A 23096-nucleotide genomic window follows, 5' to 3' on the forward strand; every position below is an offset into this window, starting at 1 on the left:
CCGGGTTCACCCCGGTCGCAATGAGCGAGAGTACCCGCGCCACCGGACGGGGTGCACACCACCCGGTCGCTACCCTGTTCCGGGTGCCCCCCATCCTCGACTCCGCCCTGCTCACCGGATGGACGCGGGCCGCCACGCAGGCGCTCGAACGGCACCGCGCCGAGATCGACCGCATCAACGTCTTCCCGGTGCCCGACGGCGACACCGGCACGAACCTGCTGCTGACGATGCGCGCCGCCACGGAGGCGGTGCTCCGGGTGCTGCGGGACAACGCGGACGGCCCGGCCCGAGGGGTGGCTGTGGTGGCCGGCGCTCTCGCGCGGGGCGCACTCGTGGGGGCGAGGGGCAACTCCGGGGTGATCCTGTCCCAGGTGCTGCGCGGTGTGGCCGACGCGGTGGCGGCGGTCGTGGGTCCCACGCCGGCCGGTGCCGTACTGGCCGACGCGCTCGGCCGGGCGCACCGGCTCGCCACGGCGGCCGTCACCCGGCCACGGGAGGGCACCGTGCTGTCGGTGCTCGGGGCGGCGGCGCGCGCCGCGGCAGCCGCGGGCTCCGACCGGCTCGACGACGTGGCGTGCGCCGCGGCCGAGGCGGCGGCGGGCGCGGTGCAGGCCACCACGGGGCAGCTGCCCGAGCTGGCCAGGGCGGGCGTCGTCGACGCGGGTGGGCTCGGTCTCTACCTCGTGCTCGACGCGCTGGCGGGGCTGGTGAGCGGGCGGACCGGCACGGCCCGGCTCCCGGCCACGGGCGCGCCCGCCCGGCAGCCCGCACGCGGGCGGGACGTCCTCGTCGCGGAGCGGGAGGGCGGGTCGCCCGGTTACGACTACGAGGTGATGTACCTGCTCGAGAGCCCCGCCGACGACCGGGTGGACGAGCGGATGGGCGCGCTGCGCGGCGAGCTCGACGCGCTGGGGGACTGCGTCTCCGTCGTCGGCGACGGGGACGGCCTCTGGAACGTCCACGTGCACTGCTCCGACGTGGGAGCGGCCATCGAGGCGGGGCTCGCCGTGGGCAGGCCGCACCGGATCACGGTGATCCGGTTCGCCGACCAGGCCCGGGACGCCCTCGCGGCCGGGGCCGGGGAGACCGGGCGGTTCGTCCGCGACCGTGCCGTGCTGATGGTCGTCGCCGGTGCGGAGCTCGCGGAGCTGGCCCGGTCGGCGGGCGCCGCCGTGCTGGAACGGCCGCGTGACCGTGAGGTGGAGGCGTGCGACCTGGTGGCCGCGCTGGCCGGCACGCGGGCCCGGCACGTCGTGCTGCTTCCCGGTGACGGCGAGCTCACCGCCGTGGCCGAGCAGGCCGCGGCGGTGGCCCGGCGCGACGGGCAGGAGGTGCTCGTGGTGCCCACGGCGTCGGTGCTGCAGGGGCTCGCGGCGCTCGCCGTGCACGACCCGCAGCGGCGCGCGGGCGACGACGTCGTCGCGATGGCCGAGGCCGCGGCGGGCACCCGCACCGGCGGCCTGGTGGTGGCCGAGTCCGAGGCGCTCACCTGGGTGGGGCCGTGCGAGCCCGGCGACGTCCTCGGCATCAGCGACGGCGAGGTCGTCGTGATCGCCCCGGATCTTGCTGTCGGTGGGTTGTGGTTGGCTCACCGCATGCTCACCGCTGGTGGCGAGCTCGTCACCGTCCTGCTGGGGGAGGGCGCCGACGACGCACTCGCCGACGGGCTCGCGGCCGACCTGCGCCGCACCCATCCCGAGGTCGACGTCGTCGTGCACCGCGGCGGGCAGACCGGCTTCGCGATCGTGCTGGGGGTGGAGTGAGCGACGTCGACATGTTGAGCCCGCTCCTGCCGCTGGTCGGCAAGCGGGCGGCCGAGCTGCTCGCAGCCCAGCTCGAGATCCACACCGTCGGCGACCTGGTGCGCCACTACCCCCGCCGCTACGTCGACCGGGGCAAGCTCACCGACATCGCCGGGCTGGAGATCGGGGAGCACGCCACCCTGGTCGCGCAGGTGGAGAAGACCACGCTGCGCGACATGCGCGCCCGCCGGGGCAAGCTGCTGAGCGTCGTCATCCGCGACGAGAAGGGCGCCACCCTCGACTGCACGTTCTTCAACGGCCACAAGGTGCAGCACGTCATCCACCCCGGGGTGCGTGCGGTGTTCTCGGGCAAGGTCGGGGTGTTCAACAAGAAGCTGCAGCTCACCCACCCGCAGTTCGAGCCGCTCGACGAGGCCGACGAGATCCGCCCCTTCCTGTCGGTCTACCCGGCCACCGGCAAGATCAACTCGCAGGAGATCGCCCGCTGCGTGCGCCAGGTGCTCGACCTGCTCGACGACCCCACCGACCCGCTGCCCGCCTCGCTGCGGCAGCGCGAGGGCCTGGCCGAGCTGGGCCGGGCCCTGCGGCGCATCCACGTGCCCGAGTCCGAGGCCGACTTCCACGCCGCCCGCAACCGCCTGGTCTGGGACGAGGCGATGGGCGTCCAGCTCGCGCTGGCCCTGCGCAGGCAGGCCACCGTCTCGCGGCCGGCCGCCGCGTGCCCGCCGAAGCCCGGTGGCCTGCTCGACGCCTTCGACGCCGCGCTGCCCTTCACGCTCACCGCGGGCCAGCACGCCGTCGGCGCGGAGATCGCCGCCGACCTCGCGCGTGAGCACCCGATGAACCGCCTCGTGCAGGGCGACGTCGGGGCGGGCAAGACGGTGATCGCGCTGCGGGCGATGCTGCAGGTCGTCGACGGTGGCCGGCAGGCGGCCCTGCTGGCGCCCACCGAGGTGCTCGCCGCCCAGCACGCCCGGTCGTTGCGTACGCTGCTGGGCCCGCTCGGGCGCTCCGGCGAGCTCGGCGGGGCCGACCAGGCCACCGCCGTCACGCTGCTCACCGGATCGCTGGGCACGAAGGCCCGCCGTCAGGCGCTGCTCGACGCGCAGTCCGGAGCGGCCGGGATCGTCGTCGGCACCCACGCGCTGATCCAGGACCACGTCGGGTTCGCCGACCTCGGCCTGGTCGTGGTCGACGAGCAGCACCGCTTCGGCGTCGAGCAGCGCGACGCACTGCGCGGGCGCGGCGAGCTCGCGCCCCACATGCTGGTCATGACGGCCACGCCGATCCCCCGCACCGTCGCGATGACGGTGTACGGCGACCTGGAGGTCTCCGCGCTGCGCGAGCTGCCCGGCGGCCGCTCGCCCATCGCCACCACCGTGGTCCCGCTGGCGGAGAAGCCCACGTGGCTGCAGCGGGTCTGGCGGCGCGTGCACGAGGAGGTCGCGGCGGGCCACCAGGTCTACATCGTGTGCCCGCGGGTCGGGGGCGACAACGGGAAGGGCGATCCCGACGCCGACCTGGTGGATCTCGACGATCCGGACGAGGGCGCCGACTCCGACGACGGCGCCGCCCGCCGTCCTCCGCTCGCGGTGCTGGAGGTGGCGCCCCGGCTGGAGGAGGGAGCGCTGCACGGGCTGCGGATCGGGATCCTGCACGGCAAGCTCCCGCCCGACGAGAAGGACACCGTGATGCGGGCCTTCGAGCGCGGTGAGCTCGACGTCCTGGTCGCCACCACGGTCATCGAGGTGGGCGTCGACGTCCCCAACGCCACCGGCATGGTCATCCTCGACGCCGACCGCTTCGGTCTCTCCCAGCTCCACCAGCTCCGCGGTCGGGTGGGCCGGGGCTCCGCGGCCGGCGTCTGCCTCCTCGTCACCGAGGCGCCGGAGGCGAGCACGGCGCGGGAACGGCTCGACGCGATCGCCGGCACCACCGACGGCTTCGAGCTCGCCCGGCTCGACCTCGAACTGCGCCGGGAGGGCGACGTGCTGGGCGCCCTGCAGTCCGGGCGCCGTTCCGGGCTGCGGCTGCTGTCGCTGCTGCGCCACGAGGAGATCATCGCCAAGGCGCGGGTCTACGCGGCCGACATCGTGGCCGAGGACCCTGGCCTGCGCGGCCGTCCCGGGCTCGCCGCACTCGTCGGCGAGACCGTGGGCGACGAGGAGCGCGCGGCCTACCTCGACAAGGTCTGACGCCGGCTCCGCGGCCGGGACAAGGTCTGACGCCGGCGCGTCAGGCGGGGAGCGCACCCCGGGCGGCGGCGTCGAGAGCGGCCCCGGCCGACACCGGCAGGTGGATCACCCCGGCGCGGTCGAGCTTGCCGAGCTCCGCGCGGGCACGGGCGTACGCGGCGAGGCGCTCCGGGTCGCTGTCGGAGTCGCGGGCCGTGGTGAGCAGCTTGATCACGCGCTCCACCGTGCCGCGCTCGGCGGCGGACAGCCCGGAGAGGCGGATGCGCTGGGCTGCCTCGCGGGCGGCCTGCCACGCGCGCTCGGCGCGGTCGACGGCGGCGACGAACGCGGCGGCGTGCTGCGGCGGCGGGAACCGGTCGGTGTCGAGGGCCTGCGCCTCGGCGAACGCATCGACGAACCGCGCGGTGCTGGGCACGGACACGTCCGCGAGAGCGGGGAGGCGCAGCACCTCCATGGGATCGCACTCGAAGGCGGCGTACTGGCTGCGCAGGCCGTGGAACCGCGCGCGGGCCTGTCCCCAGACCACGTCGTGCCGGGGCGCCGGACGCACCGGCTGCGGGGCGGGGGCCGCGCTGTGGCGCCGGAGCGCCGCGTGGCGGCGGTTGCGGTGCACGGCCACGAACGCGAGCGTGCCCGCCACCAGCATCGGTGCCGAGCCGGCCACGATCGCCACGCCGAGCAGGACGAGGCTGATGATCGCCATCGTCATCACCAGCGCGCCGGCTCCGCCTGCCACCACCGGTACGGCGATCAGGAACAGCCACGGCGACCGCGAGTGCGGCCCGCGCCGGCCGTGGCCCGACCCGTGCCTCCGGCGGCCGCGCCGCGTCTCGGCCGCCTCCCGCAGGCGGCGCCCCTCCGCGAAAGCGGCGGACTGCCCCGGCCGGACTCGTGGCATCACGTCGCACCCTTCGTCGTCACGAAGCCGGCCGGTGAACGAGGCCGGGACGGCGGCCCGGCCGGCCCGTGGGCCGAACGTGTCGCACCTCTCCATTCGTACCGAAGCGCGGTGTGCTTCGCAGGGTCCGATCGAGTGCCCGCAGGTACCGTTCGCCTTCCACGCTGATCAGCAGGGAGGGTTGCCGTGTTCCGCAAGGTGCTCGTCGCGAACCGGGGAGAGATCGCCATCAGGGCGTTCCGCGCAGCCTACGAGCTCGGCGTCTCGACCGTCGCGATCTTCCCCTACGAGGACCGCAACTCGCTACACCGCGCGAAGGCCGACGAGTCGTACCAGATCGGGGAGCCGGGCCATCCCGTCCGGGCCTACCTGTCGGTCGCCGAGGTGATCGCCGCCGCGCGGCGCGCGGGTGCCGACGCGATCTACCCCGGCTACGGCTTCCTGTCGGAGAACCCCGACCTCGCCGAGGCGTGCGAGCAGGCAGGCATCACGTTCGTCGGGCCACCGCCGCGCGTGCTGCACCTGACGGGCAACAAGGCCCGCGCCATCGCCGCCGCCCGGGAGGCGGGCGTGGCGGTGCTCGACTCGTCCGAGCCGTCCGACGACGTCGACACGCTGCTCGCCGCGGCCGACGACGTCGGGTTCCCGATCTTCGTCAAGGCCGTGGCGGGCGGCGGCGGCCGCGGGATGCGGCGCGTCACCGAGCCCGGCGACCTGCGCGAGTCGATCGAGGCCGCGATGCGGGAGGCCGAGTCGGCGTTCGGGGACGCCACGGTGTTCCTGGAGCAGGCGGTGGTGAACCCGCGCCACATCGAGGTGCAGATCCTCGCCGACGCCACGGGCGAGGTCGTGCACCTCTACGAGCGCGACTGTTCGGTGCAGCGCCGCCACCAGAAGGTCATCGAGATCGCGCCGGCACCCAACCTCGACCCGGAGCTGCGCGACCGGATCTGCGCCGACGCCGTGGCGTTCGCCCGCCACATCGGCTACGTCAACGCCGGCACCGTCGAGTTCCTGCTCGACGAGCGGGGCCACCACGTCTTCATCGAGATGAACCCGCGCATCCAGGTCGAGCACACGGTCACCGAGGAGGTCACCGACCGCGACCTGGTGATCGCGCAGCTGCGCATCGCGTCGGGGGAGACGCTCGCGGACCTGCAGATGGCCCAGGAGGACATCGTCCTGCGCGGAGCGGCGCTCCAGTGCCGGATCACCACCGAGGACCCCTCCAACGGCTTCCGCCCGGACACGGGGGTGATCGGCGCCTACCGCTCACCGGGCGGCGCCGGGGTGCGCCTGGACGGCGGCACCACGCACGTGGGCGCCGAGGTCAGCGCCCACTTCGACTCGATGCTGGTGAAGCTCACCTGCCGCGGCCGCACGTTCCGCACCGCCGTGCGCCGGGCGAAGCGTGCGGTCGCGGAGTTCCGCATCCGGGGCGTCTCCACGAACATCCCGTTCCTCGCGGCGGTGCTCAACGACCCGGACTTCCAGGCGGGACGGGTCACCACGAGCTTCATCGAGGAGCGCCCCGAGCTGCTCACGGCCCGCCAGCCCGCCGACCGGGGCACCCGGCTGCTCACCTACCTCGCCGAGACCACGGTCAACCGGCCCAACGGGTCGCGGCCCAAGGGCGTCGAGCCGGTGGACAAGCTGCCGGCCTGCGACCTGGACGCGCCGGCCCCCGACGGGTCGCGGCAGCAGCTGCTGGAGCTGGGCCCGGAAGGGTTCGCGGCGCGGCTGCGCGCGCAGCGGGCCGTGGCCGTCACCGACACGACGTTCCGCGACGCCCACCAGTCGCTGCTCGCCACGCGCGTCCGCAGCCGCGACCTGCTGGCCGTCGCCCCGTACGTGGCCCGGACCACGCCGGAGCTGTTCAGCGTGGAGTGCTGGGGCGGGGCCACCTACGACGTGGCGCTGCGGTTCCTCGCCGAGGACCCCTGGGAGCGGCTGGCGGCGATCCGGGCGGCCGTGCCCAACATCTGCACGCAGATGCTGCTGCGCGGGCGCAACACCGTGGGCTACACGCCCTACCCGGTCGAGGTGACCGACGCCTTCGTCGACGAGGCGGCGCGCACCGGCATGGACATCTTCCGGATCTTCGACGCGCTCAACGACGTCGAGCAGATGCGCCCGGCGATCGAGGCCGTCCGCGCCACCGGCACGGCGGTGGCCGAGGTGGCGCTCTGCTACACGGCCGACCTCTCCGACCCGGCGGAGAAGCTGTACACGCTGGACTACTACCTGCGCCTGGCCGAGCAGGCCGTCGAGGCCGGCGCGCACGTGCTCTCCATCAAGGACATGGCCGGGCTGCTGCGCCCGCCGGCCGCGCGGACCCTGGTGACGGCGCTGCGGAGCCGGTTCGACCTGCCCGTCCACCTGCACACCCACGACACCGCAGGCGGCCAGCTCGCGACGCTGGTGGCGGCGATCGAGGCCGGGGTGGACGCCGTGGACGCCGCGGTGGCGAGCATGGCCGGCACGACGAGCCAGCCTTCGCTCTCGGCGCTCGTGGCCGCCACCGACCACACCGACCGCGCCACCGGCCTCTCGCTCACCGCGGTGGGCGACCTCGAGCCGTACTGGGAGGCGGTGCGCAAGGTCTACGCGCCGTTCGAGGCGGCGCTCCCGTCGCCCACCGGGCGCGTCTACCACCACGAGATCCCCGGTGGGCAGCTGTCGAACCTGCGCCAGCAGGCGATCGCGCTGGGGCTCGGCGACCGGTTCGAGCTGATCGAGGACTGCTACGCCGCGGCCGACCGGATGCTCGGACGGCTGGTCAAGGTGACGCCGTCGTCCAAGGTGGTGGGGGACCTCGCGCTGCACCTCGTCGGAGCCGGGGTGACGCCGAAGGACTTCGAGGCCGAGCCGGGGGAGTTCGACGTGCCTGACTCGGTCATCGGGTTCCTGCGCGGGGAGCTGGGCGACCCGCCCGGCGGCTGGCCGGAGCCGTTCCGCACGCGGGCACTGGAGGGGCGCAGCGCGGAGAAGCACCAGCCGGAGCTGACGATCGAGGACCGGCGCGGGCTGCGCGACGACCGCCGGGCCACGCTCAACCGGCTGCTGTTCCCGGGCCCCGCGAAGGAGTACGTGGCCCACCAGGAGGCCTACGGCGCCACCTCCGTGCTCTCCACGAAGGACTTCCTCTACGGTCTCGAACCCGAGGTCGAGCACACCGTCGAGCTGGAGCCCGGGGTGACGCTGCTGATCGAGCTGGAGGCGATCTCCGAGGCCGACGAGCGCGGCTTCCGTACGGTCCTGGCCACCCTGAACGGTCAGCTGCGGCCGGTGTCGGTGCGCGACCACTCGGTGGACAGTGCCGTCAAGGCGGCGGAGAAGGCCGACCGGTCCGACCCGCAGCACGTCGCCGCCCCGTTCTCCGGTGTCGTGACGCTGTCGGTGGCCGAGGGCGACTCCGTCGAGTCCGGCCAGACGGTGGCCACGATCGAGGCCATGAAGATGGAGGCGTCGATCACCAGCCACAAGGCGGGCCGGGTCGCCCGCCTCGCCATCGGGCCGGTCCAGCAGGTCGAGGGCGGCGACCTGTTGCTGGAGCTGGGGTAGCCCGAATTCCTGGCAGCCCGATCCCGGGTGCCACACTCGCGCGGTGACGCGGATCATCGCGGGCACCGCGGGCGGGCGACGGCTCACGGTGCCGCCCAAGGGCACCCGCCCGACGTCCGACCGGGTGCGGGAGGCGCTGTTCAGTGCCCTGGAGAACGACCCGGGGCTCGACGGCGCCGCCGTGCTCGACCTGTGCGCCGGGTCGGGCGCACTCGGCCTGGAGGCGCTCTCGCGCGGCGCGGAGCACGCGCTGTTCGTGGAGTCGGACAAGCGGGCGGCCGCGGTGCTGCGGCGCAACGTCGACACGGTCGGGCTGGCGGGCGCGGTCGTGCGCGCGGCGCCCGCAGCCGCGGTGCTGGGAGCTGCCGCCGACCGCGCCTACGACGTGGTGCTCGTCGACCCGCCCTACGACGTGCCCGACGCAGAGGTGGCGGGCTGGCTGAGCGCGGCGGCCGCGCACGGGTGGCTGGCCGAGGACGTCACGGTCGTGGTGGAGCGGTCGACGCGCGGGGGCTCCTTCCCCTGGCCGGAGCCGCTGCACGGGGTGCGTGAGCGTCATTACGGCGATACGGCGCTGCACGTCGCACTCCGGTAGCGTCCGGACCTGTGAGGCTTCCGGGATGAGGCGCGCCGTGTGCCCCGGCTCGTTCGACCCCCCGACCAACGGCCACCTGGACGTCATCGGCCGGGCGTCGGCGCTGTTCGACGAGATCGTCGTGGCGGTGCTGGTCAACAAGAACAAGAAGAGCCTGTTCACCGTCGAGGAGCGGATGGCGATGCTGCGCGAGATCGTCGCGCCGTACCCCAACGTCCGCGTCGACTCGTTCCACGGGCTCCTCGTGGACTACTGCCGGGACAACGACATCCGGGCCATCGTCAAGGGCCTGCGGGTGGTCAGCGACTTCGAGTACGAGCTGCAGATGGCGCAGATGAACCAGCGGCTCTCCGGCGTGGACACCCTGTTCATGTCCACCAGCCCCGACTACAGCTTCGTGTCCAGCTCGTTGGTGAAAGAGGTGGCCACGTACGGGGGCGACGTCGCCCACCTGCTGCCGGAGTCGGTACACCGGCACCTCCTGGAGCGCATCGCCGAGCGTTCCTGATCACCCGTTCGGAACTTGACACGCGGACGGTCGCAATACCCGCCGTGACGGCCTCACGGTGAGAGGATGCCGGGGTGTACCGGGTCTTCGAATCGCTCGACGCGCTGGTCACGCTCGTCGAGGAGGCTCGGGGCGTCCCGATGACCTCCAACTGTGTCGTCCCCCGCGGCGATGTGCTCGAGCTTCTCGACGACGTCCGGGAGGCGTTGCCCGGCGAGCTGGACGACGCCCAGGACGTCCTCGACCGCCGCGACGAGCTGGTGGACGACGCGGCGCAGGAGGCCGAGCAGACGCGGTCGGGTGCCCAGGCCGACGCCGAGGAGATGGTCGCCGAGGCACGCGCGGAGGCCGAGCGCACGGTCGCGGAGGCGCGCGCCGAGGCGGAGCAGATCCTCGCGAAGGCCCGGCACGAGGCCGAGCGGGCCGTCACCGAGGGCCGTCGCCAGTACACGGAGCTGACCGACCGGGCCCAGGCGGAGGCCGACCGGCTGGCCCACGCCGGGCGCGCCGCCCACGACCGCTACGTCGCCGACGGGCAGGCCGAGCAGGCCCGGCTGGTGTCGCAGACCGAGGTGGTGCGCGCCGCGAGCGCCGAGGCGGCCCGGATCGTCGACGCCGCCGACATCGAGGTGGACCAGCTGCGCCGGGAGTGCGACGGCTACGTCGACGCGAAGCTGTCCGAGTTCGAGGACGCCCTCACCAAGGCGCTGCGCACGGTGTCCCGCGGCCGGACCCAGCTGTGGCGGGGCAGCTCCCCGAGCGGTTCCCCTGATGCGGTTCCCCACGGTCGTTCTGGCACCGGGATGGATCTCATCGACTAGAGCGACGACGACTGGACCGTTCGGAGCACAGCTCGATCACTATCGGGTGGTCGGTGGTCATCGTCGCGTTACCCTCTGCCGGTGGCGAGCCGCCGGGCCGAACCGGACCCTTCCCTCTGGTGGGAGCGGTACGGCCACCGGCTCGAACCGCGCTCGGGCGCCACGACGACGGGCCTTTGGCCAGGGGGTGCAGTGAGTTCGACGGGAGATGCTTCCTCGATCGCTCCGCAGGAAGGCAAGGGAGGCCCGGCGTCGGCGTCGGAGCTGAGCTCCGAGACGATCCTGCGGGCCAGGCCCGACGAACCCTCCTCCGGCTGGCGCCGCGCCGTGCTCCGGGCCACCGGCGGCCTGCTGAACCCCGGTCCGAGCCCGGCCGACGTGCAGTGGCGCGATCAGCTCCACCGCATCCGCCACCCGCTCCTGAAGTCCCACAAGATCGCGGTCACCTCGATCAAGGGTGGGGTCGGCAAGACCACCGTGGCGACGCTGCTGGGCCTCGTGATGGCCGAGAACCGCGGGGACCGCGTGATCGTGCTCGACGCGAACCCCGACGCGGGCACGCTGGCCGACCGCCTCACCGGCGAGTCGTCGGTGACCGTGCGGGAACTGCTGCGCGACATCGACCGCATCCACTCCTGGACCGAGGTGTCGCGCTACACGAGCCTCGCCGGCAGGCTGCAGGTGCTGGCCTCCGAGCAGGACCCCGCGTCCAGCGACGCGTTCAACCGCGAGGAGTACGAGCAGATCTGCCGGCTGCTCGACCGCTTCTTCAACATCATCATCACCGACTCGGGCACCGGTCTGGTGCACTCCGCCATGGAGGGCACGCTCCAGCTCGCCGACAGCCTGGTGATCGTCGGGGCACCCACGGTGGACGGCGCGGGGCGCGCGAGCAAGACCCTCGACTGGCTGCACGCCCACGGGCACTCGGCACTCGCGTCCGATGCGGTGGTGGTGCTGTCCTGCGACCGGGTCAGCGCCGAGGTCGACCGCGACCGCATCCGCGAGCACTTCACCTCCCGCTGCCGCGCGGTCATCGAGATGCCGCACGACCCGCACCTCGCCACGGGTGGCCGGGTGGAGGTCGCCCGGCTGCGGCCCGCCACGCGTGACGCGGCCTACCGGCTCGCCGCGCTGATGGCCGACCGCTTCGTGACGTGAGCGCCGCGCGAGAACGACGTACCGGGGCTCCGTCACGACGGCGGAGCCGAGCATCGGCAGCAGCAGGGGGAGAGATGGCCGTGAGCGGCGGGGAACGGGCATGACGCAGCCGAACGAGATGGCACCAGGGGGCACCCGCGCGGACGCCTCACCCGACGACCGAGCACCGGCCGACGGCAGCGCCGTGCCGGTGTCCCGCGGCTCCCGGCCCGACGCCGCCAGCGCCGCGGAGCTCACCGAGGACTCGATCGTGCGCTTCCGCAGCGATCGACCCCAGCGGGGCTGGCGCGGCGCGCTCTACAAGCTCACCGGTGGGCTGGTGAACCCGGGCGTGGGCGCGGCCGAGCGGGCGCGGCAGGACCAGCTACGACGGATCCGGCGGCCGCTGCCCGGCTCGCACCAGATCGCGGTCAGCTCCCTCAAGGGTGGGGTCGGCAAAACCACGGTGTCGGCGTGCCTGGGGCTCGTGCTGGCCGAGAACCGCGGCGACCGGGTGATCGCGCTCGACGCCAACCCCGACGCCGGCACGCTGGCCGACCGGCTCACCGCCGAGACCTCGGTGACCGTGCGGAACCTGCTCGACAACATCGCGGCCACCCACTCGCTCACCGACGTGGCGCGCTACACGAGCCTCGCGGGCCGGCTGCAGGTGCTCGCCTCCGAGCAGGATCCCGCGATGAGCGAGGCGTTCAACCGGCAGGAGTACGAGCAGGTCTGCGAGGTGCTCACCCGGTTCTACAACATCGTGATCACCGACTCGGGCACCGGTCTGGTGCACTCCGCGATGGAGGGCACGCTGGCGCTGGCCGACAGCCTGGTGATCGTCGGTGCCCCCACGGTCGACGGCGCGAGCCGGGCCAGCAAGACCCTCGACTGGCTGGTCGCGCACGGCCACGAGGCGCAGGTGGCCGACGCTGTCGTCGTACTCAGCTGCGACCGCATGAGCAAGGAGGTCGACCTGGCGCGGGTGCGGGGGCACTTCGACGCCCGGTGCCGCGCCGTGGTCGAGATCCCGCACGATCCGCACCTCGCCACCGGTGGGCGGATCGAGCTCCCCCGGTTGCGGCAGGCCACCCACGATGCCTTCCTCGGCCTCGCCGCGTTGCTCGCCGACGGCTTCGTACCCCGGGCCGCCGCCGTGCAGCCGGCACCGGAACGGGTACCGAGCTGAGCTGACGACGCCGGGCCGCCCCGCGGTGTGCGGGGCGGCCCGGCGCCCGCCAGGTGGCTCAGCCCTTGCCGGACGCCCCGCCACCGGCGGAAGCGCCGGACTTCGACGATCCGCTCTTCCCGCTCTTCCCGCTGTCGCCCTTGCCGGCGCCGCCGGTGCTCCGGGTGGCGGTGTTGCCGCTGCCGCCCGGACCGGTCCTGGCCTTCTTGGACTGCGGGGTCTTCTTCTGACCCGGCTTGCTCTGCGCCGTGTCGTGGCCTGCGCTGTTCTCCGAGGACTTCCCCTGCGAGGACTTCCCCTGCGAGGACTTCCCCTGGGTCGCCCGGTCCTGGCCTGCCTTCTGCTGCCCCGCTTTGTTCTGGGCTGCCTTGCCGAGGGGCGTCCTGCCCTGCTCCGACTTCCCTGGGGCCGACTTCCCCGGGGTCGACCTGCCGTGGGCTGCGTTGTCGTTCCGGGCCGCCTCGTTCCGGGTGGCCCGGCCCTGCGCGGTGTCGGTCGGGGCCGTCCTGCCGGTACCCCGGACGGTGCCGGCCTTGCGGCTGCCCGGCGACCCGGCCCGGCTGGTGCCGGCGGTGCGGTCCGGCTTCCCGGCCGTGGCCCCGGCACCCGGTCGGGTGCTGCCCCGGCCGGTGGTCGTGCCGGCGTCCGGCGTCCGGTCGCGGACGTTCAGGACGGGGTCGAGCAGCCTCGCCCCGGCGCCCACGGCCTGCGCCGCGGTGTCCCGGACGCGCTCCGCCTTGCCCCGGGGGGTGGCGGCCGCGCCTGCCGTCCGGCCGGTGCGGGCCCGGGACCGATCGTCGTGAGCCGCCGCCGCGGGGGACCTGTCCGCGCGCGCCGAACGGGAGCCGGCATCGCCGGACCCGTTGCGTTCGGCGTTGCCGGAGGACCGGTTCGCCGAGTCGTTCCCCGCCGAGCCGGAGTCGTGGCGCTCACCGGACCCACCCAGCACCGCGCCGGTGACGGTGCTGACCAGCCTGCTGACCGGCCGGCTGCGCTCCTCCGACCGCTCCGACCGCTCCGACCGCTCCTCGGAGCTCGACTGCCGCCCGGTGACGGCCTGCTGGGCCGTGTCGACGACGTGGCCCGCGGTGCGGAGGACGGCGCCGCTCGTGCGGACGACGTCGGTCGTGCCCCCGCCGGAGACGACCCGGCCGGCCACGGCGTTGCTCGTCACGCCGCTGGTGCCGCGTCCGAGCATCGCGAGCTCGGTGGCGGAGCGGCCGGCGGCGCCCGGGCGGGACGGGTCGGGCGGCGCGGTCGAGCTGACGGTCTGGCGTTCCTCGCGGGTGTTCTCCCGGCGGGGAACGACCGCCTGGGCCTGCTCGGGTGCCTTCACCCGCGGCTTCGGGTCGGGCCGGCGCTCGATCAGCGCGAGGACCTGCTGCGCGATCGGGGTGGTGCGGTCGCTCTCGTCGGGAAGCGGGGCGGTGACCGCCTCCTCCACCCCGCTGCGGAGGGTGGCGAGCTCCTGCACGTTGTAGTTCCGTTGCTGCAGGTGCATGTCGCGCTGGGCGGCCAGCGTGCGGAGGGTCTCGGCCTGGTCCGGTGAGGTGGGTGCCTGGGGGGCGGTGCGCAGGGCCCGTTCCACGGCGTCGAGCTGTTCCTGGGCCGCGGTGAGGTCGGTGCTGACCTCCGACATCGTGCGGAACGCGCTGATCTGCGACTGCAGCGTGACGCGCTGCTGTTCGAGGAGCGCCTTGCGCTCCTGGAGAGCGCGCAGCGCGGCCGGCTGGCCCGCCCGGGCCGCTTCGGGGAGCCGGGCCCAGCTCGCCTCGGTGAGCGCGACCGTGTCGAGCTGCTTGGTGATCGAGGCGAGCACGACCTCGGCACGGGCCGCCCACTGGCCGGCGTCGACGGCCGGTGGAGGCGTGGCGGGTGGCTGCGCCTGCGGCACGACCGGGATCGGCGTGCTCGTGACGAGGTATCCGCTGCCGCCGGCGATGAGGCTCGCGACCGCGATGCCGGCCACCGCCCGCCGGCGCATCAGCACGGCCCCGCGCTTGCGTTCCCCCGCGCTGCGCGCTGCGCGGCGGTTCTCGCCGGACGGCCGCTCGGGACGAGGGGGTGGCGGGGGAGTCTGGGTGATCAGCCACGTGGCGGCGGCGCTCCACGGCCGCGGCCGGCCCTGGCGCGGCGCAAGCGGCTCCGGCTCCGGCGCGGGCGGCTGCTCCGGCGCGGCCGGCTGCTTCGGCGCGGGGGCCGCGAAGGCGACCGGGACCGGCTGCTCGGCCTGCGCGTCGGTGTCGGTGTGGGCGGCCAGGTGGCGCTGCTTGCGTGCGGCCGCACGGTGGGCCGGTGTGCAGTACCGACGCGGCGGCCCGCCGTCCGTAGGCTGTTCGATCGAGGCGTCGCACCCCGGTAGAGCACACGTGGTCGGCTCGTCGGTCATGTCGTCCCCCCTGGCGAGGTCACGCCCGCGTGATGCCCGTGCGCCCCGCCGTACCGCAGCGGGTGGTGGGAGCGCCGCCCGATACAGCTCGGCAGCGCACCTGCCCCCCGTGCATCTCCACCACTGCCCCCGCAGGCCTCGTCGAGGCCCTTCCCAGCCGGCGGCACCGCACGCACGCGAGTGTGGCCGACCGCACTGCCGCGCCGATGCCAGCACGATGCCGGAGCGCGGAGCCCGAGGCATCCGCCGGCGGATCTGCTGGGGTGAGCGCGTACTGCCGTGAAGATCCCGCACCGTACCCGATCACTCATCGCCCGACTCCACCTTTCCCGTTACACATCGGACATCACGCCCGCCGGGCCGTGGGCCGGCGGAGAGCGGTGCGGGGGAGGCCGCCCCGCGGGTGTTCCCCGGCCTCCGGCAGGCGCCGCCGCGCGGCGTGGATCTCGGCCGGGTCGTCCTCCTGTGCCTGGCGCAGCAGGGCGAAGGCCCGGGTCAGGCCGTGCAGCCGGTAGCCGCCGCCGGGCCGCCGCTGCAGGAGACCGGCCTCGGCGAGCTGGTCCAGACCCGCTGCTGCGACCGCGACCGGTTGCTCCACCAGCACGGCCCCGGCCTCCGGGGTGATCCGATCGTCCGGCACGAGACCGAGGAGGCGCAGCAGGTGCCGCTGCTCGACGGTGAGCTGCACGTACGACGCCTCGAGCGCGGCGGCCACCCCCAGCTGCCGGTCGCCCGGGATCCGCAGGGTCGCGACCGGGCCGTCGCTGCGCAGCTGCTCGACGTAGGCGGCGACCGGGAGGTGGGGCCGCGTCACGAGGTGGGCGGCCGCCACCCGCAGCGCCAGCGGGAGCCCACCGCACAGCGCGATCAGCTCGGCGGCGGCCTCGGGCTCGCGCGCCATCCGCTCGTCGCCGACGATGCCGTGCAGCAGCAGGCGCGCGTCGCCCGGATCGAGCAGGTCGAGGGAGATCCGGTGGCCACCGGGGGAGACCAGCAGGCCCGCCAGCTCGTGGCGGCTGGTGACCACCACGCCGCAGGTGGAGGCCCCGGGCAGCAGGGTGCGGACCTGTGCCGGGCTGTTCGCGTTGTCCAGCACGACGAGCAGCCGGCGCCCGGCGGTCACCGAGCGGTACGCGGCCACCGCGTCGTCGAGCCTCGGCGGCACCCCCTCCGGCGGCATGCCGAGCGCCCGCAGGAAACGGGCGAGGGTCTCCTCCGGCGGCTGCGGCGGTGTGTCGCCGTGGCCCCCGAGGTCGGCGAACAGCTGCCCGTCGGGGAAGCGGTCGGCCAGCCGGTGGGCCGCATGCACCGCGACCGCCGACTTCCCCACTCCCGGCGGGCCCGCCACCACCACCAGCCGCGCCGCCGAGGCGTCCTCCGCGGCGCCCAGCAGATCGGTGAGCTGCCGGATCGCGTGCTGCCTCCCGACGAGGCCGGTGGGTGCCACGGGCAGCTGTCGGATGTCGTGGAGTACGGCCGCCGGCGGGGGAGCGTCGGGCGGCCCGGTGCCCCGGAGGATCTGCTCGTGCGCGGCGCGCAGTTCGGGCCCGGGATCGATGCCCAGCTCGTCGGCCAGCAGCCGCGTCACCTCCCGGTAGGCCTCGAGGGCCTCGCCCTGGCGTCCCGTGGCGTAGAGCGCCCGCATCCACTGCGCCCAGAAGCGTTCGCGCAGCGGGTGGCTCCGCACCAGCCCGATCAGCTCCTCCGCCAGCTCGGCGTGGCGGCCGAGCCGGAGGTCCACGTCGATGCGCAGCTCCAGCGCCTGCAGGTACCGCTCGACGAGCGGGGGCACCTCGTTGCGGTGCAGTGCGGGGGACGCCACGTCGGTGAGCGGCGGCACGGCCCGCCACAGCTGCAGCGCCCCGGCGAGCGCGGCGGACGCGCCGAGGTCGTCGCCCAGCTGGGCGGCCCGCCTGCCCTGGTGGACCAGGGCGTCGGAGCGGTCGAGGTCCAGCTGTCCCGGGCCGAGCTCGATCCGGTAGCCGTCGGGCTCGGTGCGGATGTGCACCCCGGTGCCGGCGAGGGCCTGCCGCAGCCGCATCACGTGCTTCTGGACGGTGCCCCTGCTGTCGTGCGGGGCGTCGGGCGGGGCGCCGTGGTGGGTGGGGCCGTCCCACAGCTGCTCGGTCAGCTCGGCGATGGAGACCGTCCGGTTCGCCCGCAGGAGCAGTGCCGCGAGCACGACGCGTTGCTTGCCCTGGGGGACCGGTACCGGTCGTCCGCCGTCCACGACCTCGAGCGGGCCCAGAATGCGGAAGGACACCTCCGTGGACGTCACCGGCGCCCACCCGGCTCCGCGATGCACACGCGGGGGATGCGCGTCATGTGATCGACACCTCGCCCCCGTGGTCGACGTCGGCGTCCCGTCCGCTGCCGGGGGTTCGCCCTGACGTGATCGTTTCTAGCGTAGAGGATTGTTCTACAATTCACACCATGCTTCTGGGAACGACCCGCATCGTCGTACGATCCTGGTGTCGCACGGCCCTGCGTCCCCGCGGCGACGGATCGTGCCCGACATCCACGGCTGGAGGCCCGCAGTGACGACCGAAGGCCTGGCGGCCGACCGGCTGCTGCTCAACCGCACGAGCACCGCCGAGCGCGTGGCCGCGATCCTGCGCAGCCGCATCAGCGAGGGGTACTTCCTGCCCGGCGCCCGCCTGGCGGAGGACACCATCGGCACCGCGCTCGGGGTCTCCCGCAACACGCTGCGGGAAGCGTTCCGGCTGCTCTCGCACGAGCGGCTGCTCGTCCACGAGCTCAACCGGGGCGTGTTCGTCCGGACGTTGAGCATCGAGGACGTCATCGACCTCTACCGCGTGCGCGTTCTCGTCGAGTGCGGCGTCGTCCGGGCCATCACGGAGGTCCCGCGCGGGATCGACCAGCTCGTCGCCGCCGTCTCGGACGGCGAGGAGGCCCTGCGCCGGCAGGGCTGGCAGGCACTGGGCACGGCCAACCTCAAGTTCCACGAGGCGCTCGTCGCGCTCGCCGAGAGCCCGCGCACTGACGAGCTCATGGGCGGAGTGCTCGCGGAGCTCCGGCTGGTCTTCCACGTGATGGCGGATCCCAAGCGCTTCCACGAGCCCTACCTGGCGCGCAACAAGGAGATCCTCGCCCTCCTGCAACAGGGCGACGGGCCCGCCGCCGCCGAGGCGCTCGCGGTGTACCTGCGCGACGCCGAGGAGCAGCTGGTGAAGGCCTACCGGGACGCGCAGCCCTCGACGTTCGCCTGACGGTCCTCGAGCCCCGGACGTGCTGGTCGTAAGATCCGGTTGGCGGTGATCATGCGGGATCTCCTCGATCTCGCCTTCGTCCGGCAGCGCGGCCCGGATCCAGCAGCGACGTCGCCGCGCGGTGGGGGGAACATGCCGAAGAGAGCTTTTGCGTCGTCCACTGGTTCTGCATCGGACGCCCCGCCCGGCCCGGAGGAGCAGCCGGCCGGGGCTGCGGGCGAGCCGCCCGCCGAGGTCGCGGACCGGCCTCCCGCCGGGACGGCTGCCGAGCTGACCGACCACATGATCGTCCGGCCCCGCTCCGACGCGCCGACCGTGGGCTGGCGCCGCGCCGTCCACGCCGCGACCGGTGGCGTGATCAACCTCGGCGCCGGGCCCGTCGAGCGCCGCCGTCACGACCTGGCGGCGCGCATCCGGCGGGAGCTTCCCGGCCCGCACCAGATCGCGGTGACGTCCATCAAGGGTGGCGTGGGCAAGACGACCGTGACGGCGCTCCTGGGACTGGCACTGGCCGAGCACCGCGGCGACCGCGTCGTCGCGCTCGATGCCGATCCCGACGCGGGCACCCTCGCCGACCGGCTGACCGGTGAGCCGGGCACGACGGTGCGGGACCTGCTCGACCACATCGAGGACGTCCAGGCACTTCCCGACGTCGCACGTTTCACGAGCCTCGCCGGCCGGTTGCAGGTGCTGGCCTCCGAGCAGGACGCGGCCCGCAGCGTGGCCATCAACCGCGCCGAGTACGAGCAGGTGTGCACCGTGCTCAGCCGGTTCTACAACATCGTCGTCACCGACTCGGGCACCGGGATGATGCACTCGGCGATGCACGGCACCCTTGCCACGACCGACAGCCTCGTGGTGGTGGGCGCGCTGACGCTCGACAGCGCCAGCCGGGCCAGCAAGACGCTCGACTGGCTACTCGCCCACGGCCATCGCGACCTGGTCGCCCGGGCCGTCGTGGTGCTGTCCGGCGACCGCACGAGCAGGGAGGTCGACACCACGCGGCTGCGCGCGCACTTCTCGACCCGGTGCCGGGCGGTGGTGGACATCCCGCACGACCCGCATCTCGCCGTCGGAGGCACCATCGAGATGGCCGCGCTCCGCCCTGCCACCGCGGATGCGGTGCTCGAGCTGGCGGCACTCGTGGCCGACGAGTTCGGTCAGCCGGGCGGCCCGAACTCGGTGTAGGACAACAGGCCGTCCTGGCTCAGGTTGTCGGCGTTCCCGTCGGCCGCGAACACGAGCAGCGTCTCGGAGTCGAGCACCTCGAGTCCCGCCCCGAACCGGAAGTGGATCAGGAACCGCCTCTCGGGCGCGCGCGTCCGTAGCCGGTCGCGGCTCCAGATCGTCAGCCGCCCGGCCGTCCGGTCGATCCGGTAGAGCGTGATCCAGTCGTCGAAGCCGGCCGACTCCTCCGACTCCTGGGACCCGAGACCGACCAGCCACACGTCGCCGCGGGCGTCGGTGAGCAGGGCCATGGCGTCCGGACGCGGTCGCACCGTCGCCGGGCACGAGAACCGGAACGTGAAGCGGCAGCGCGGATCGTTGAGGGGCACCGGGTTCGACTCGTACATCGACACCACGCCGTCGGTGTACACCGCGAGCAGGTAGCGCTGGTCCTCCCCGGCGCCGATGTCGGTGATCCCGACGGCGTCCACCGCCATCCCGAGGTCGACGCGCAGGTCCAGCAGCAGGGGGCCCGCGGTGTCGGACATGACGCTCAGATCGTAGAAGCGCACGCAGCCGTCGTGCGTGTGCTCGCTGCGGACGGGCACGGCGAGGAAGTCGCCGATCGACTGGCAGCCGCCCGGGTGGTCGAGCCCGTCCTCCGGCAGGGCGACGGCCCGGGCCTCCCGGTGCTGTTCCCGGTCGACGATGTCCACCACGCCGAGCGTCTCCGGTCCGCGGTCGCGCAGCACCAGGAACCAGTCGCGGTAGGGAACCATCGACCTGATGCTGTCGTCGGTGCCCCGCGGGAGATCGCCGACGACGCACTGCTTCACCACACCGCTCGTGGTCGACACGGCGTCCACCGCGTCCGGCACGTCGGAGAGCCGGATCGACCACGGCTGTGGTCCGGTGGCGTGGAACGCGGCCAGCCCGTTGCCGTCGTACGCCGTGGAGCGGTAGCCGACGTCGATGCCGAACTCGTCGGCGACCACCTGCAACGCGCCGTTCGCGTCGGCGTGGTTGCGGGCCGAGATCGACGTGTACCGGTGCCAGCTGTCGTGGTCGTTCTTCGTGCACACGTTCACGTGGCCCGGTTCGGCCTCGTCACGGAAGAACAGGAGCAGCCGGTCGTCCCACACGGCCGGGACCGGTGTCTCGCGGCTGCGGTTGTGACCGTTGATGGACCGCCATCCGTACCAGGAGAGGCCGTCGGCGCTGTGGCTGACCAGCAGCGCACCTTCGTCCACGTAGTCGACGTAGAACGCGTAGAGCAGGCCCCAGTGGCTGATCATTGCGGGCCGCGTCGCGGTGTCGAAGGAGGTCGTGGTGATCGTGCCGCCGTAGCGCCACGCGGTGCCGTCGTCGCTGGCCAGGGTGAGGACGGCGGACGGGGACTGGGCCGGTCGGAAGGCCACGACCATCCGGTCGCCGTGCACGACCGGCACCGGCTCGTCCACGATCGTTCCGGTCATGTGCTCGAGGTTCACCAGCGTGTCCCAGTCCGCGCCGGTCCCGCTCACACAGGCCACCAGGCCCCTGGTTCCGCTGTCGGCCCGGTAGAACACGAAGAGTGACCCGCGGTACTCCATCGGCAGCGGCCGGCTCGAACACCGTGCGCCCTCCAGCGCGAACGGGGTGACCGGGGACCACTCCTGCCCGTCCCGGGTGTGACACACCTTGATCAGCGCGGGATCGACGGCGTCCCGGAAGAACAGGTACAGCTCGTCGCGGAAGACGACCGGGGCCACCTCGGCGGCGGCGCGGACCGCATGGCTGCGCAGGGTGAGGTTGACCCGCTGGGACCAGTGCGAACCGTCCTGCGAGACGCAGTAGTGCACGGTCCCCCGGTCCGACACGTCCTGGTGGAACAGGTACAGCAGTCCCCGGAAGCGGACCAGCGCCGGCGCGATCCCCGTCCGCGCCCGGTTCTGAGCGGTGATGTCGCTGACCGCGGACCAGCTGTGGGCGCCGCTCAGCACATCAACGAACAGTCCGGACGGTGTCGTCGTGTCGGTCATCGCGTCTCCCGGGGTGGCCCGGGTAAGTGTGCAAAGGACCACGCCCACCCGACAGACCCTGATGAGGCGTCCCCCGACGTGATGGCGGAAGCGACGGATGGCTGCTCAGCGTGGGGAAGGATCACCGGAACGCGCGCAGTTCGCCGTCGCGTTCCGTGCCGGGCGTACGGGCGGGGTCCGATGCCGCACCCAGCGCGACAATTCCGGCGGAATTCGGGACTCGCCCTCGCCACCGGCCCGGATCGACGGCACGATCCCGGGCGTGCTGATCACCACGATGCGGGTGCGTCTCGTCCTGTCCGCCGCCCTCGCGGCACCGGCACTGCTCGTCGCCGGGTGCAGCGCGGGCGCCGGCACACCGGCGCCGCAGGCCGGCGGCACCCCGGTACCACCCGTGCCGGCCCCCGCGCCCCAGGGGCAGACGCCGGCGTCTCCGGCTGACGACTGCAGCGTGACGGTGCAGGGGCCCGGCCGGATCAGCATGACGGGCAGTGGCCGCGTGTCGACCCGCAACGGCGCCAGTTCCGTGTCGTGCGGCACCGGACCGCTCGTGGGTATCACGACGATCGGCGACGACGGGGTGTCCTTCTCCGCCGCCGACGGAGCCGCGACGACGGTGGCGGAGGGCGCGACCACCCCGGTCGGGCAGTACCAGATCTCCGTGCTCGAGTCGGGCGCGGGCGCGGCGCGGATCCGGATCGTTCCGCAGGGTTGAGCGCGCACGGACGCGCCCCCGGCGCGGGCCGGGCGGACAGGCCTACCCTGGGTGTGTGAGCACGCACCACCCCACCCCCGGCCACCCCGATCCGACCAGCCCGTGGGTCTTCAGCACCCACGAGCTGGGCAGGCGTCCCGGCCACATGCGCACCTACCGGCGCACCATCCCGGCGCCCGCCGAGCCCACCCGGCTCGGCCTGGAGACGATCGCCGTGCCGGTGGGCGAGCCCATCGAGCTGGACGTCCGCCTCGAGTCGGTCACCGAGGGCGTCTACGTCTCCGGCAGCGTCCACGCGTCGCTCGCCGGCGAGTGCGCCCGCTGCCTCGACGCGCTCACCGACGAGATCGACGTCGAGATCGCGGAGCTCTTCGCCTATCCCGACAGCGTCACCGACGAGACCACCGACGAGGACGAGCTGCCGAGGGTCCTCGACGACATGGTCGACGTCGAGCAGATCGTGCGCGACGCCGTCGTCCTGACCCTGCCGCTGGCCCCGCTCTGCCGCCCCGACTGCCCGGGCCTGTGCCCCGACTGCGGGGACAAGTGGGCCGACCTCACGCCCGACCACGGGCATGAGACACTGGATCCCCGGTGGGCCGCTCTGCGTGAGCGCCTGTCCGCCGACTGACACCCTCGAGTACCGCTAGGAGATCTACCGTGGCTGTTCCGAAGCGCCGGATGTCGCGGTCGAACACGCGCTCGCGCCGGTCGCAGTGGAAGGCCACTGCACCTACGCTCGTCGCCTGCTCGAACCGCGCCTGCCGGGCCACCAAGCCCCCGCACGTCGCCTGCCCCACCTGTGGCACCTACGACGGCCGCCAGGTCGTCAGCCCGGCCTGATCACCGGGAGCGCGGAATCGGCAAGGACGTAGTGGTAGGGCGAGGCCTGCAGGGG

General features: G+C 73.9%; 17 protein-coding genes. 13 read left to right on the forward strand and 4 right to left on the reverse strand.

Annotation, left to right across the window (positions count from 1 at the left end):
• The first annotated feature begins 83 nt into the window (after positions 1-83).
• Together ACQPZA_RS08445 and recG are read left to right on the forward strand one after the other, a co-directional pair.
• Positions 84-1763, forward strand: coding sequence for a DAK2 domain-containing protein (locus tag ACQPZA_RS08445; protein ID WP_433279712.1), 1680 nt, complete (start codon positions 84-86; stop codon positions 1761-1763).
• Between the two features lie 11 nt (positions 1764-1774).
• Positions 1775-3958, forward strand: coding sequence for an ATP-dependent DNA helicase RecG (gene recG, locus ACQPZA_RS08450; protein WP_169398105.1), 2184 nt, complete (start codon positions 1775-1777; stop codon positions 3956-3958).
• 40 nt (positions 3959-3998) lie between these two features.
• Here the strand turns inward: recG and ACQPZA_RS08455 are convergent, their stop codons facing one another.
• Positions 3999-4856: a hypothetical protein gene (locus ACQPZA_RS08455; RefSeq protein WP_433279713.1), complete on the reverse strand. Its 858-nt coding sequence runs from the start codon at positions 4854-4856 to the stop codon at positions 3999-4001.
• A 186-nt stretch (positions 4857-5042) separates the two neighbouring features.
• Here ACQPZA_RS08455 and ACQPZA_RS08460 point away from each other — a divergent pair, with 186 nt between their 5' ends.
• From ACQPZA_RS08460 to ACQPZA_RS08485, 6 genes are all read left to right on the forward strand, one after another.
• Entirely contained in the window at positions 5043-8420 is a 3378-nt protein-coding gene (locus ACQPZA_RS08460; protein ID WP_433279714.1) for a pyruvate carboxylase, read from the forward strand.
• Positions 8421-8463: 43 nt separating this feature from the next.
• A complete protein-coding gene (rsmD, locus tag ACQPZA_RS08465; RefSeq protein ID WP_433279715.1) occupies positions 8464-9015 on the forward strand; it encodes a 16S rRNA (guanine(966)-N(2))-methyltransferase RsmD in 552 nt (183 codons plus the stop codon).
• Positions 9016-9040: 25 nt separating this feature from the next.
• Positions 9041-9523, forward strand: coding sequence for a pantetheine-phosphate adenylyltransferase (gene coaD / locus ACQPZA_RS08470; RefSeq protein WP_433279716.1), 483 nt, complete (start codon positions 9041-9043; stop codon positions 9521-9523).
• Between the two features lie 74 nt (positions 9524-9597).
• A complete protein-coding gene (locus tag ACQPZA_RS08475) occupies positions 9598-10344 on the forward strand; it encodes a DivIVA domain-containing protein (protein WP_169398089.1) in 747 nt (248 codons plus the stop codon).
• A 192-nt stretch (positions 10345-10536) separates the two neighbouring features.
• The gene (locus ACQPZA_RS08480; protein WP_433279717.1) at positions 10537-11505 is read left to right on the forward strand and encodes an AAA family ATPase; all 969 of its coding nucleotides are present in this window, start codon (positions 10537-10539) and stop codon (positions 11503-11505) included.
• A gap of 100 nt (positions 11506-11605) precedes the next feature.
• The gene (locus tag ACQPZA_RS08485) at positions 11606-12676 is read left to right on the forward strand and encodes an AAA family ATPase (RefSeq protein WP_433279718.1); all 1071 of its coding nucleotides are present in this window, start codon (positions 11606-11608) and stop codon (positions 12674-12676) included.
• A gap of 58 nt (positions 12677-12734) precedes the next feature.
• Here ACQPZA_RS08485 and ACQPZA_RS08490 read toward each other — a convergent pair whose 3' ends face one another.
• Positions 12735-15065 carry a hypothetical protein gene (locus ACQPZA_RS08490; RefSeq protein WP_433279719.1) on the reverse strand — a complete coding sequence of 777 codons (2331 nt, stop codon included), beginning with the start codon at positions 15063-15065 and terminating at the stop codon, positions 12735-12737.
• 346 nt (positions 15066-15411) lie between these two features.
• Positions 15412-17343: a BTAD domain-containing putative transcriptional regulator gene (locus tag ACQPZA_RS08495; RefSeq protein ID WP_433279720.1), complete on the reverse strand. Its 1932-nt coding sequence runs from the start codon at positions 17341-17343 to the stop codon at positions 15412-15414.
• Between the two features lie 259 nt (positions 17344-17602).
• On the opposite strand from ACQPZA_RS08495, the gene ACQPZA_RS08500 reads away from it, so the two are divergent.
• Complete coding sequence (locus ACQPZA_RS08500; RefSeq protein ID WP_433279721.1) at positions 17603-18295, forward strand: GntR family transcriptional regulator; 693 nt, start codon at positions 17603-17605, stop codon at positions 18293-18295.
• A gap of 132 nt (positions 18296-18427) precedes the next feature.
• On the forward strand, positions 18428-19483 hold the full coding sequence (locus ACQPZA_RS08505) for a MinD/ParA family ATP-binding protein (RefSeq protein WP_433279722.1): 1056 nt from the start codon (positions 18428-18430) through the stop codon (positions 19481-19483).
• Here ACQPZA_RS08505 and ACQPZA_RS08510 read toward each other — a convergent pair.
• Positions 19456-21483, reverse strand: a complete 2028-nt coding sequence (locus ACQPZA_RS08510; RefSeq protein ID WP_433279723.1) for a hypothetical protein — start codon at positions 21481-21483, stop codon at positions 19456-19458. The genes ACQPZA_RS08505 and ACQPZA_RS08510 overlap by 28 nt on opposite strands.
• 262 nt (positions 21484-21745) lie before the next feature.
• On the opposite strand from ACQPZA_RS08510, the gene ACQPZA_RS08515 reads away from it, so the two are divergent.
• Genes ACQPZA_RS08515 through rpmF form a run of 3 tightly spaced genes read left to right on the forward strand, consistent with a single transcriptional unit; the run spans position 21746 to position 23041 of the window.
• Entirely contained in the window at positions 21746-22198 is a 453-nt protein-coding gene (locus ACQPZA_RS08515) for a hypothetical protein (RefSeq protein ID WP_433279724.1), read from the forward strand.
• Between the two features lie 55 nt (positions 22199-22253).
• On the forward strand, positions 22254-22829 hold the full coding sequence (locus tag ACQPZA_RS08520) for a YceD family protein (RefSeq protein WP_407692234.1): 576 nt from the start codon (positions 22254-22256) through the stop codon (positions 22827-22829).
• A gap of 29 nt (positions 22830-22858) precedes the next feature.
• A complete protein-coding gene (gene rpmF / locus ACQPZA_RS08525) occupies positions 22859-23041 on the forward strand; it encodes a 50S ribosomal protein L32 (RefSeq protein ID WP_169398096.1) in 183 nt (60 codons plus the stop codon).
• Positions 23042-23096 lie beyond the last annotated feature (55 nt).

Source organism: Pseudonocardia xinjiangensis, assembly GCF_050948425.1.
Classification (GTDB): Bacteria; Actinomycetota; Actinomycetes; order Mycobacteriales; family Pseudonocardiaceae; genus Pseudonocardia; species Pseudonocardia xinjiangensis.